Raw genomic sequence first — 12096 nt, 5'->3', positions numbered from 1 at the left:
AACCCTCCCGCGACTCCCGCCGCATGTAGCGAGGCCGCGTGCAATGCAAGATAAAACCAGAGCGGCGGGCAAGCATTAGCAGCGCTTGCCCCGTTGCCATCCGGCACCCCCAAGAGACAGCTTTTCGAGATTGCCATGAACCAGGTCGTTATTCCCATCGCGGTCCAGGATATCGGCAAAGCGCGCAAGCGCCGCCAGCCGAAGGGGAGGCAGCCTGCCCCGGCAGCCTTGGCCGAAGTCCGGGCCGCCCTGGGCGACGCGCCGCGGCGGCGCGACCTCCTGATCGAGCACCTGCATGCCATCAACGACCACTACGGCCAGCTGGCGATCCCGCACCTGGTGGCACTGGCGCAGGAGATGGGGCTGTCGATGGTGGAGGTCTATGAAGTCGCCACTTTCTATCATCATTTCGATGTCGTGCGCGAGGATGGGGACGGCGCCATCCGGCCCCCGGCTGCGGTGACGGTGCGCGTGTGCGAAGGCATCGCCTGCGAGCTGGGCGGGGCGCGCGACCTGCTCGCCCGGCTGCCGGCCCTGCTGGGCAGCGAAGTCAAGGTGGTGGCAGCGCCCTGCATCGGCCGCTGCGAGCGCGCGCCCGCAGCGCTGGTCGGGCAGAACCCGGTGGATTTTGCGAGCGCGCAGGCCATTTCGGACACGGTGGCCACACGCGCCGTGCATCACGCCCCCGAAGCCCATCTGGGCTATGACGACTATCGCGCGCAAGGTGGCTATCAGTTGCTGCGCGCGGTGGCCTCGGGTGAGCGCGATCCCGTTTCCTTGCTGCGCACGATGGAGGATTCTGGCTTGCGCGGGCTGGGTGGCGCGGGTTTTCCCACCGGGCGCAAATGGCGGATCGTGATGGCCGAGCCTGCCCCGCGCCTGATGGCGGTCAACCTGGATGAGGGCGAGCCCGGCACCTTCAAGGATCGCTTCTACCTGGAGCGCGACCCGCATCGCTTCCTGGAAGGCATGTTGATCGCCGCCGCGGTGACCCAGGTCAGCGCCATCTACATCTACCTGCGCGACGAATACGCAGGCTGCCGTGCCGTGCTTGGCGAAGCGCTGCGCCGCCTGCAGGCCGACCCGCCAATTCCGCACATGCCGGAGATCCAGTTGCGGCGTGGCGCTGGCGCGTATATCTGCGGCGAAGAGTCCGCCATGATCGAATCGATCGAAGGCAAGCGCGGCATGCCCAGGCTGCGTCCGCCCTATGTGGCGCAGGTCGGCTTGTTCGGCCGGCCCACGCTGGAGCACAATTTCGAAACCCTTTACTGGGTCCGCGAGATCCTTGAAAAAGGCGCGGGCTGGTTCGCCGCGCAGGGACGCCATGGCCGGCACGGGCTGCGCTCGTTCTCGGTGTCGGGGCGCGTGAAGCTGCCCGGCGTGCATGTGGCGCCGGCGGGGATCACCGTAAGTGAGCTGATCGAGGAATACTGCGGTGGCATGCAGGACGGCCATCGCTTCTATGGCTACCTGCCGGGCGGCGCCTCGGGTGGCATCCTGCCGGCGTCCCTGGGCGATATTCCGCTGGATTTCGACACGCTGCAGCCCCACGGTTGCTTTATCGGATCGGCCGCCATCGTGGTGTTTTCCGAGCAGGACAGCGCGGTGGCCGTGGCGCGCAACCTGATGCACTTCTTCAAGCATGAGTCCTGCGGACAGTGCACACCATGCCGTGTGGGCACGGCCAAGGCGCTGGATGTGATCGCGCAGCCGAAATGGGACCTGGCCGCGTTGGCGGACTTGTCTGCGGTGATGCGGGATGCGTCGATCTGCGGGCTGGGGCAGGCAGCGCCCAACCCGGTGGATTGCGTGATCAAGTACTTTCCCCAGGAACTGGCCTGATAAGCGAGGGCGAGATGAATGCACTGACCCGCGCCGAGCGCGCGCAAGTGGATGCCTCCTCGGGTACCACGGTGACGTTCCGCCTGAATGGCCGGGATGTGCGCGCCGGGCCGGGAGAGAGCTTGCTCAAGGTGGCGCAGCGCGAGGGGATCGACATCCCGCACCTGTGCTACAAGGACGGCCTGGACACCGCCGGCAACTGCCGCGCCTGCATGGTGGAGATCAAGGGCGAGCGCGTGCTGGCGCCGTCGTGCTGCCGCTACCCTGCGCAGGGCATGGAGGTGCAGACCGCCTCCGAGCGCGCGTTGCGCTCGCAGCGCACGGTGCTGGCGCTGTTGCAGTCCGATATGCCCGAGGCGCATTACACGCGCAACAATGAGCTGGACCAGTGGTCCGCCCGGCTGGAAGTCGGCAAGCCGCGCTTTGCGCCGCGCGCCGCCGTGCCAGCCGATTTGTCCCATCCCGCCATCGCGGTCAATCTCGATGCCTGCATCCAGTGCACCCGCTGCGTACGCGCTTGCCGCGAGGAGCAGGTCAACGATGTGATCGGGCTGGCTTTTCGCGGCGACCAGGCCGCGATCGTGTTCGACATGGGCGACCCGATGGGCGCCTCCACCTGCGTAGCCTGCGGGGAGTGCGTGCAGGCCTGCCCGACCGGCGCGCTGATGCCGGCCCGCGACGCCGCGTTGCCGGAGCCGGATCGCCAGGTGGATTCGGTCTGCCCATACTGCGGGGTGGGCTGCCAGCTCACCTACAACGTCAAGGACAACCGCATCCTGTTTGTCGAAGGGCGTCCTGGGCCGGCCAACCAGATGCGTCTGTGCGTGAAGGGCCGCTATGGCTTCGATTACGCCCAGCATCCGCACCGCCTGACGGTGCCGCTGGTGCGGCGCGAAGGCGCCCCCGCCAAGCGTGGCGATTTCGTGATGGATCCCGCGCGCGTGATGGATGTGTTCCGCGAAGCCAGCTGGGATGAAGCCCTTGCGCTAGCTGGCACCAGCCTGTCGGCCATCCGCGACACGTACGGCAAGCGCGCGCTGGCCGGCTTTGGGTCCGCCAAGGGGAGCAATGAAGAGGCTTACCTGTTTCAAAAGCTCGTGCGCACCGGCTTCGGCAGCAATAACGTGGACCATTGCACGCGGCTTTGCCACGCGTCGTCGGTGGCGGCGCTGCTCGAAGGCATCGGCTCGGGCGCGGTTTCCAACCCGGTGATGGATGTGGCGCGTGCGCAGGTGGTGATCGTGATCGGCGCCAATCCAACGGTGAATCATCCCGTGGCGGCAACCTGGATCAAGAACGCCGTAAAAAATGGCACCAAGCTGATCGTGGCCGATCCGCGCCGCTGCGACCTGGCGCGCTTCGCCCATCGCTTCCTGCAGTTCGAGCCCGATACCGATGTGGCGCTGCTCAATGCCATGATGCATGTGATCGTGGCCGAAGGACTGGTCGATCAGGATTTCATCGCCAGCCGCACCATCGGCTATGAGGAACTGCAGCGCAATGTGGCGGCCTACAGCCCGGAGCTGATGGCGCCGGTTTGCGGCATCGATGCAGACACCATCCGCTATGTGGCGCGGCTGTATGCCAGCTCCAAGGCCTCGATGATCCTCTGGGGCATGGGGATCTCCCAGCATATCCACGGCACAGACAATGCCCGCTGCCTGATCGCCCTGGCGCTGATGACGGGGCAGATCGGCCGGCCGGGCACGGGGCTGCACCCGCTGCGCGGCCAGAACAACGTGCAGGGTGCCTCCGACGCCGGACTGATCCCGATGATGTATCCGGACTACCATCGTGTCGACGATCCCGGGGCCATTGCGCGCTTCGAGTCGTTGTGGGGCATGCCGCTGGATCGCCAGCCGGGGCTGACCGTGGTCGAAGTGATGCAGGCCATCGAGCGGGGCGAAGTGCGCGGGATGTACATCATGGGCGAGAACCCGGCTATGTCGGATCCCGATGCCCGGCATGCGCGCGAGGCGCTGGCGGCGCTGGACCACCTGGTGGTGCAGGATATCTTCCTGACGGAGACCGCCTACCTCGCCGATGTGGTGCTGCCGGCTTCGGCGTTCCCTGAAAAGACGGGCACCTTTACCAACACCGACCGCACGGTGCAGCTTGGCCGCCAGGCGATCGATCCGCCCGGGCAAGCGCGGCAGGACCTGTGGATCATCCAGCAGATGGCCGCCAGGCTGGGGCTGGGCTGGTCCTACGCGAGCGTGGCCGACGTGTTCGACGAGATGCGCCATGCCATGCCCAGCATCGGCGGCATTACCTGGGAGCGCTTGCAGCGGGAGGATGCGGTGACCTATCCCTGCCGCGCTGAAGGCGACCCGGGGGAGCCGGTCATCTTTACGGACGCGTTTCCGACGGCTTCGGGCCGGGCCCGGTTCGTCCCTGCCGACATCATTCCCGCGGCAGAGCGGCCCGATCAGGAGTACCCGGTCGTGCTTATCACCGGCCGGCAGCTCGAGCACTGGCATACCGGCAGCATGACCCGGCGCGCGGGCGTGCTGGATGCCATCGAACCGGAGCCGGTGGCGCTGGTGCATCCGCTCGATCTTGCCGCCATCGGTGGCCAGCCGGGCGATGTGGTGACGCTCGCATCGCGCCGGGGCCAGGTATCGCTGTTTGCCCGGGTGGACGACGGTACGCCGCGCGGCGCGGTGTTCGTGCCGTTCTGCTACTACGAGGCCGCCATCAACGAGCTGACGAACGCGGCGCTGGACCCCTTTGGCAAGATCCCGGAGTTCAAGTACTGCGCGATCCGCATCACGCTGGGTGGCGAGGTGCCGCGGCAGTCTAGTTTTGGGGGCGGACAGATCCTTGCGGCGGGCAGCAAGCAAGGAAATGGCTAGATTTTCCGGAAAATCGGGAAATTGATTGTTGGATTTTCCGGCTAATCAATGCGTGGCAATGGGGCTACGCTATGGCCATGGCGCAATCCCGTGCCGCAGAACCTGCTTGATTGACTTGATGGAACCCGCAATGAAAGCCGTTGGCCTGACCCGTTACCTGCCGATCGACGACCCGCAATCCCTGGTCGATGTGGACATCGCCACCCCCGTGCCGGAAGGACGCGACCTGCTGGTCAAGGTGGCGGCGATCTCGGTCAATCCCGTAGATGCCAAGGTGCGTGCGCCCAAGGACAAGATCGAGCCCGCCACGCGCGTGCTCGGATGGGATGCGGCGGGCACAGTGGCCGCGGTGGGCCCGGATGTCACCCTGTTCAAGGTGGGCGACCCGGTCTTCTACGCTGGCAGCATTACCCGGCCTGGCGCCAATAGCGAGTTTCACCTGGTGGATGAGCGCATCGTCGGCCATAAGCCTGCATCGCTCGATTTTGCCCAGGCTGCCGCGTTGCCGCTGACCGCCATTACGGCGTGGGAAGCCCTGTTCGATCGCCTGGGCGTCTCGCCGCAGGGCGAGCATGCCGGGCGCTCGGCGCTGGTCATCGGCGGGGCAGGGGGCGTGGGCTCCATCGGCATCCAGCTGGCCAAGACGCTGGCGGGGCTGACGGTCATCGCCACCGCATCGCGGCCGGAGTCGGCCGCCTGGTGCCGCGAGCTGGGCGCTGACCACACCATCGATCACCGTGGCGACATGCCGGCCCAGTTGCGCCAGCTCGGGTTTGCCGAGGTCGACTACATCCTGTGTTTTAACGATACGGACCGCCACTTTGCTGCCATGGCGACCGCGATTGCGCCGCAAGGCAAGATCTGCTCGATCGTGGAGAACAGCGGCCCGCTGGCCGTGGGCGACCTGAAGAGCAAGAGCGCCACCTTCGTGTGGGAGTTCATGTTCACCCGCTCGATGTTTGGCACGCCGGACATGATCGAGCAGTATCTCTTGCTCAACGAGGTGGCACGGCTGGTCGATGCCGGACGGCTGCGGACCACGCTGGGCGAGAACCTCGGGCGGATCGACGCGACCAACCTGCGACGCGCTCATGCCATGCTGGAGAGCGGGCGGACCATCGGCAAGCTGGTGCTGGAGGGGTTCTGACGCAGGGTTCGGACGCGTCTCCAAGGAGGCGGCCGGCGGGCGAGGTGCCAGCCGGCCTTCCTTTTTTGCTTAATCGGCAATTAACCGCCAAGACCTGACCCAAACCGCCAACGGCGATTCCGTGGCATGCCACGGAATCGCTGCCGCAAGCAGGGTCTCGGAGTCACTCAGGCATCGGCCTGGGCCGGCATCCTGCGAGTTGCCTCGGTAAGCCCGGGCGCGTTCGCGGCGCCGTGGATAAACGATACCGCCCGCGCGATGACCTGCGCGTCGTGCAGGACACGGCGATGGCCCAGTCCGTCCGTGGCCATCAACTGCGCGCCAGGCCATGCACCGGCAATGGCCGCGCCGCTTTCCCAGCCTACTTCCTTGTCTTGCCGGTCGTGGATCACCAGCGTGGGCGGCACCGGGCGGGCGCGCCCGATGGCCGGGACGTTGAAGGCAGACCACGGCATGCCCAGCCAGCGCTCGCTGTTGCGCTGCATACGGGCCAGTACGCCGGGGCCAATGCCGAGCTGCCAGGCCAATGCCGCGGCGGCAGTGTGCATGTCGGCCGGCGGGCCGATCATCACGGCAGCCTGCAGATGCAAGCCTTCGCGCACGGCCAGCGCCAAGGCGGCGCTGCCGAGCGAATGCGCAATCACCGCGTGGATCGGGCCGGCGTGCCACGCCGTGGCCAACAGCGAATGTGACATTTCCACAACAGAAGTCTGGCTCGCGCCACGCGCGCCCGCGTCGGAGCCGCCGTGCGATAGCGCGTCAAAGGCGACCACGCGCATGCCAGCCGCCAGCAGCGGGGCAACCAGCGGCTGCCACTGTGCGGCATGGCCACCCCAGCCGTGGGCCAGCAAGACGGTCGGCCCGGTGCTGCCCCATCGATAGACGCGCACACGCCGGCTCGCTCCCTGGCCGGTCACGAGCGCCCAGTCCGCGCGTGCACGGTCAAGCAGCTCGCGGCCAGCGCTATCCGGGCCGTTGCCATGGGGCGGACGGAACCACGCGTGTTCGAGCGCGCGCGCTACGCCGGCTGGATAAAGCAGCTCGGCCAATTGCCAGCCAAGGCGCCCCAAGCGTATTGGCGCCCTGGTTCTCGGCGCTGCCTGGCGGTTCTTGGTGGATGAGTAAATCGCTTGCGTCACGGCGGTCACCTCCAGCGAAATCTTCTGGCATTCCGGGTCGGGTCATTGGAGCGGGGTGATACCCCTCTGAAAGACCGACCAGTCGTGCTATTTTTTATTTCAAAAAAAGACGACATCCTGCCGTCTCGAAATTCATCCCGATCTGTCTCGCGAAAGGCGTCTCGCGCAGGTGCCTCCGCGCCCTTGGCTACTTGCGCACGGGTTGCGCAAGCTCGGCGCGGCGGAGCAGCGCCTCGAACGCCCGGCGGGCCATGGTCTCGGTGTCTTCACGACCCAGCAGCTTGTAAGACTGTTGAAAGGACATGCCGATGCCGACCATCTCGAAGGCGAACTGCCGCGCGTCTTGTGCCGGAGACAGATCGCCTTCCTCGATCGCGTCGGTCACGGCCCTGGCAATGAGGCTATGCCAGTCTTTCAGCGATTGCACCACCTGATCCCTGACGGCACCGGGCCGGTCGCGGTATTCCTGGCCTAGCGCCATGAACAGGCAGCGGCCTTTATTGACGGATCCACCGAGCCAGAGCATGTACCCTTCGAAGAGGGCTTGCACCCGGCGCGTGCCGCGAGGCAGGCGCATGGCCGGCCTGATGACGATGTCCGAAAAGCGCTCCAGGGCGAGCGCCAAAACTGCCTGCTGCAAGGCTTCTTTGGACTTGAAATGCGCGTAAAGCCCGCTCTTGGACATGCTGGTGTCGGCGGCCAATGTGGCGAGCGACAACTGCTCGAACCCGACCTGGGCGGCTGTGTCCAGGGCCTGCTCGATGATGGCTGCGCGGGTAAGTTGTCCTTTCTGCATCTTGAAAGAATAGCACGACCGGTCGTATTGTCAATCTTGCGCTTGTGCGTCCTCGTCAACCTATTTCACTGCCGCCCGTTATGTCACCACGGAGGCAGATAATTGTGCTTTATCGGACCTATTGACAGGCTAGGATTAGCCTGCGCAGGGTGCCAACAAGAAATCTGCACAAAGTGTTGCCCTGATTACATACGGAACGCTTTGCGTGCTCTATACTCGAATGCACGTCCGCGCACTTTTTTTTCACTGGTGACTGGAGACCGACATGAACAGTACAGCCGTGCCTAGAGGCGCTAGCGAACCGTTCCGGCAACTGCGGGCGTTGCGCCGAGCGCGAAAGCTCAAGCAGGAAGACGTCGCCCGTAAGGCCGGGATCTCCCGGGAAGCTTACTTGCGGGCAGAATCGGGTCAGGCCGACCCCCGCATGTCGACTTTCCTAGCGGCTTGCGAGGCGCTTGGCCTGGAAGTGGTGCTGGCACCTCAGCATCTTGCAGCCGACGTCAACGCGTTTATTGCCAGCCGCAATGGCGGCGTCACGGCCGCTTCCATGGCCGGGCAGGCGCCTGCCGCAACGCCTACCGCCGCAAGCACTGCGCCGGCCACCCCGGTCAGCACAGGCTTCGCGTCGAGCCCGGGCGAAGGTCACAAGCCAGCCTGAGCACTCGCGCTGGTTCCGGCCGGGTCTGCGGCCGGACTGGCGTGCGCTTGTCATGCCAGCAGCGGGCACGTCCCCACGTGCCTGCTGTTGGGGTTTTGCCCGCTTTAGATGGATGGCCGGACGCCGCGCCTGGCGGCATCCGCCTGTCTTTGACGGCCTTGGCCCCGCGCCGAGGCCGGGTCGTGCGTTTGCCTGTCGAGCCTGTCGCTTTCTCCCTGCGCTTCCTGATTCTTTTCTCCGCCTGACATTGCTCGGGCTGCCTGCGTTTGTGCGCCGCCTGGCGTCGCGTCTTTGTCCCATCCCGTCCTTCGCGCCTAACCTACAGACGTAGTGTCCACCGGTTTTCGCCATCCGCAGCGAAATAAGGGCCGATACCGGTTTGACACGTCCGGGACCTGAGATTACGATATGGTAAATCGATTACGGATTGTGAAATTCACGATTCAAAATTCGAAAGACACCACCAGTGTGATTACTCGGCCACTATGCCCGCCGCGGCAATGGCCTGAGGCGTAGGGAGACAAGCCAATGCCGCTGAGTACCGACCCCAACCTTGCCCGTCCGGACGACTTCTACGAGGCGCTGATCGACATGCATCGCGATCTCACCGACGCGCAGAGCCAGGCCGCCAACGCGCAACTGATCCTGCTGCTGGCCAACCACATCGGCGATCTTGCTGTCCTGCAGGAAGCCATGGAGCTTGCCCGCGCGGGCGTGCTCGATTCATCGAAAGCGAAATCGCAAGCGTAAGAGGAAGACCCAAGACATGACGCAGACGCAATTGAACGTTGTGAACGTGACAGGGCAGGCGCCCGACCACGGCACGCCCGGCTACCAATCCGGTTTTGCCAACGAGTTCGCCACCGAGGCATTGCCCGGTGCGCTGCCGGTGGGGCAGAACTCGCCCCAGCGCGCGCCATATGGCCTGTATGCCGAGCAGATTTCCGGTACGGCGTTTACCGCGCCGCGCGCGCACAACCGGCGCAGCTGGTGCTATCGCATCCGTCCGGCGGCGATGCATGAGCCGTTCACGCGGGTCGAGCAGTCGCGTATCGTCAGCCATTTCGATGCGGTGCCGCCATCGCCCAACCAGATGCGCTGGAGCCCGCCGGCGATGCCTGTGGAGCCCACCGACATTGTCGACGGCATCATCACCATGGCCGGCAACGGCGGCCCGGAGGCCATGTCGGGTTGCGGGATCCATCTGTACCTGGCCAACCGGTCGATGACGGATCGCTTCTTCTACAACGCCGACGGCGAGATGCTGATCGTGCCGCAGCAGGGCAGGCTGCGCCTGGCGACCGAGATGGGCCTGCTGGACGTCGAGCCGCAGGAGATCGTGGTGATCCCGCGCGGCGTGCGTTTTCGCGTGGAGCTGCCGGATGGCGAGGCGCGCGGCTATATCTGCGAAAACTACGGCGCCTTGTTCCGCCTGCCCGACCTGGGCGTCATCGGCTCCAATGGCCTGGCCAATCCGCGCGACTTCCTCACGCCGCATGCATGGTACGAAGATCGTGAGGGGGATTTCGAGCTGGTGGCGAAGTTCCAGGGCAACCTGTGGCGCGCCGCGATCGGGCACTCGCCGCTGGATGTGGTGGCCTGGCATGGCAATTACGCGCCATACAAGTACGACCTGCGCCGCTTCAATACCATCGGCTCGATCAGCTTCGATCACCCGGACCCCTCGATTTTCCTGGTGCTGCAAAGCCCGTCCGACACCCCGGGCGTGGACAGCATCGATTTCGTCATCTTTGGCCCGCGCTGGCTGGCGATGCAGAACACCTTCCGCCCGCCCTGGTTCCACCGCAACATCGCCAGTGAGTTCATGGGCCTGATCGAGGGTGTCTACGATGCCAAGGCCGATGGCTTCTCGCCGGGTGGCGCCAGCTTGCACAATTGCATGAGCGGCCACGGCCCGGATGCGGAGACCTTCGCCAAGGCCACAGCCGCGGATACCTCGCAGCCGCACCGTATCGGCGATACCATGGCGTTCATGTTCGAGACGCCGGCCGTGATCCGGCCGACGCCGTATGCAGCGGAATCGGCGCAGTTGCAGGACGACTACTACAGGTGCTGGCAAGGCCTGAAGAAGCATTTCAACCCCAACGAGCGCTGATCCTCAAGTCCCAAGGCCGGCTTCCCCCGGCCAACCATCATGAATCCGGGGTGTCCGTGCGGCGCATGTCGCCGGCACCCTTGTCATTGCCTTCCGGAGCCCCCGATGACCACTGTCCAGCAGAGTTGGATCGAATCCGCCAATGATGGCGTCACGCATTTCCCGCTGCAGAACCTGCCCTACGGCATCTTTTCCCCGAACGGGCAGGGCCCGCGCGTAGGCGTCGCCATCGGCGACTTCATTCTCGACCTGTCCGTGCTGGACGAGGCGGGCCTGCTGCCTGCCTCCGTCAAGGGCGTGTTTGGCGGCGCCACGCTCAACGCCTTCATCGCGCTCGGCAAGCCGGCATGGACTGAAACCCGCCAGCGCCTGACGTCCATGCTGGCGGCGGACGACACCACCTTGCATCCCAAGTCGGCCCTGCATGAGCAGGCCCTGGTGCCGATGGCCTGGGCTACCTTGCACCTGCCGGTGGACATCCCCGGCTACACCGATTTCTACTCCTCGCGCGAGCACGCCACCAACGTCGGCCGCATGTTCCGCGATCCGGACAATGCGCTGCTGCCCAACTGGCTGGAGATTCCCATCGGCTACAACGGCCGTGCCAGCTCGGTGGTGGTGAGCGGCACGGAACTGCGCCGCCCAAAGGGGCAGATCAAGCCGCCGAACGCGCCGCGCCCGGTCTTTACGGCTTGCCAGAAGCTCGACTACGAACTGGAAATGGCCTTCATCGTCGGCAAGCCGTCGACCCTGGGCGAGCCGGTCAGCACCGCTGCGGCCGCCGGGCACATGTTCGGCATGGTGATCCTCAACGACTGGAGCGCGCGCGATATCCAGCAGTGGGAGTACGTGCCGCTGGGCCCGTTCAACAGCAAGGGCTTCGGCACCTCGATCTCCCCATGGGTGGTCACCATGGACGCGCTCGAGCCGTTCCGCCGCGACAATCCGGTGCAATCGCCCGAGCCGCTGGCGTATCTGCAGCAGCCCGAGCGCAACGCCTATGACATCGCGCTGGAAGTCTCGCTGCGCCCTGAAGGCGCCGCGCAGGCCACCACCGTCTGCCGCACCAACTTCAAGGCCATGTACTGGACCATGGTCCAGCAACTGGCGCACCATACCGTGTCCGGCTGCAATGTCCGTGTGGGCGACCTGATGGGCTCCGGCACCATCAGCGGCACCACGCCGGATTCCTACGGCAGCCTGCTGGAGCTGACCCGTAACGGTGCCGAGCCCTTGACGCTGGCGGACGGCAGCAAGCGCGGTTTCCTGGAAGATGGCGACGAAGTGGTCATGGCCGGCTGGTGCCAGGGCGACGGCTATCGCGTCGGCTTTGGCGAGGTGGCAGGAAAGATCCTGCCAGCGCTGTAAGCCGCATCACGCTCGTTTTGCCACGGGCCCCCCGCCGCGCTACGCCGGGCGGGGGATAACCCGCTCACACTCCCTCCCGCTCTCATTCCCCCGTTTCCCTCCTGGCCTTGACAGGCATGGCTATGCCACCGCATGGCCGGCCCGCGTGCGCCGTTACAATTGACAACCTTCT

The 12096-nt window shown here is 65.6% G+C and carries 9 protein-coding genes; 7 read left to right on the top strand and 2 right to left on the bottom strand.

The genetic code is table 11. From position 1 onward, the window contains the following. The first annotated feature begins 135 nt into the window (after positions 1-135). From A9975_RS21725 to A9975_RS21715, 3 genes are all read left to right on the top strand, one after another. The gene (locus A9975_RS21725; RefSeq protein ID WP_183034601.1) at positions 136-1845 is read left to right on the top strand and encodes an NADH-ubiquinone oxidoreductase-F iron-sulfur binding region domain-containing protein; all 1710 of its coding nucleotides are present in this window, start codon (positions 136-138) and stop codon (positions 1843-1845) included. Positions 1846-1859: 14 nt separating this feature from the next. Further along, positions 1860-4700: a formate dehydrogenase subunit alpha gene (gene fdhF, locus A9975_RS21720; RefSeq protein ID WP_183034600.1), complete on the top strand. Its 2841-nt coding sequence runs from the start codon at positions 1860-1862 to the stop codon at positions 4698-4700. Positions 4701-4830: 130 nt separating this feature from the next. After that, positions 4831-5847, top strand: coding sequence for a zinc-binding alcohol dehydrogenase family protein (locus A9975_RS21715; RefSeq protein WP_183034599.1), 1017 nt, complete (start codon positions 4831-4833; stop codon positions 5845-5847). 167 nt (positions 5848-6014) lie between these two features. Here the strand turns inward: A9975_RS21715 and A9975_RS21710 are convergent, their stop codons facing one another. Then, a complete protein-coding gene (locus A9975_RS21710; protein ID WP_183034598.1) occupies positions 6015-6986 on the bottom strand; it encodes an alpha/beta fold hydrolase in 972 nt (323 codons plus the stop codon). Positions 6987-7173: 187 nt separating this feature from the next. After that, entirely contained in the window at positions 7174-7704 is a 531-nt protein-coding gene (locus tag A9975_RS21705) for a TetR/AcrR family transcriptional regulator (protein ID WP_241754738.1), read from the bottom strand. Between the two features lie 343 nt (positions 7705-8047). On the opposite strand from A9975_RS21705, the gene A9975_RS21700 reads away from it, so the two are divergent. The 4 genes from A9975_RS21700 (at position 8048) to fahA (ending at position 11924) form a co-directional block, all read left to right on the top strand. After that, positions 8048-8440, top strand: a complete 393-nt coding sequence (locus A9975_RS21700) for a helix-turn-helix domain-containing protein (RefSeq protein WP_183034597.1) — start codon at positions 8048-8050, stop codon at positions 8438-8440. Between the two features lie 528 nt (positions 8441-8968). After that, complete coding sequence (locus tag A9975_RS21695; RefSeq protein ID WP_150986630.1) at positions 8969-9190, top strand: DUF2783 domain-containing protein; 222 nt, start codon at positions 8969-8971, stop codon at positions 9188-9190. 16 nt (positions 9191-9206) lie between these two features. Further along, the gene (gene hmgA / locus A9975_RS21690; RefSeq protein WP_255503356.1) at positions 9207-10556 is read left to right on the top strand and encodes a homogentisate 1,2-dioxygenase; all 1350 of its coding nucleotides are present in this window, start codon (positions 9207-9209) and stop codon (positions 10554-10556) included. Positions 10557-10661: 105 nt separating this feature from the next. After that, a complete protein-coding gene (fahA, locus tag A9975_RS21685; RefSeq protein ID WP_183034596.1) occupies positions 10662-11924 on the top strand; it encodes a fumarylacetoacetase in 1263 nt (420 codons plus the stop codon). Positions 11925-12096: the final 172 nt, after the last annotated feature.

This window comes from Cupriavidus sp. UME77 (assembly GCF_014170355.1).
In the GTDB taxonomy this organism is placed as follows: Bacteria; Pseudomonadota; Gammaproteobacteria; order Burkholderiales; family Burkholderiaceae; genus Cupriavidus; species Cupriavidus basilensis.
The sequence above is the reverse complement of the archived record's forward strand: the minus strand, read 5'-3'. Positions and strand labels throughout refer to the sequence as shown.

What these genes read in the sequence shown, in the direction of transcription:
- fahA (WP_183034596.1), top strand. Translation starts at nt 10,662, where the DNA reads ATGACCACTGTCCAGCAGAGTTGGATCGAATCCGCCAATGATGGCGTC.
- A9975_RS21700 (WP_183034597.1), top strand. Translation starts at nt 8,048, where the DNA reads ATGAACAGTACAGCCGTGCCTAGAGGCGCTAGCGAACCGTTCCGGCAA.
- A9975_RS21715 (WP_183034599.1), top strand. Translation starts at nt 4,831, where the DNA reads ATGAAAGCCGTTGGCCTGACCCGTTACCTGCCGATCGACGACCCGCAA.
- A9975_RS21695 (WP_150986630.1), top strand. Translation starts at nt 8,969, where the DNA reads ATGCCGCTGAGTACCGACCCCAACCTTGCCCGTCCGGACGACTTCTAC.
- fdhF (WP_183034600.1), top strand. Translation starts at nt 1,860, where the DNA reads ATGAATGCACTGACCCGCGCCGAGCGCGCGCAAGTGGATGCCTCCTCG.
- hmgA (WP_255503356.1), top strand. Translation starts at nt 9,207, where the DNA reads ATGACGCAGACGCAATTGAACGTTGTGAACGTGACAGGGCAGGCGCCC.
- A9975_RS21725 (WP_183034601.1), top strand. Translation starts at nt 136, where the DNA reads ATGAACCAGGTCGTTATTCCCATCGCGGTCCAGGATATCGGCAAAGCG.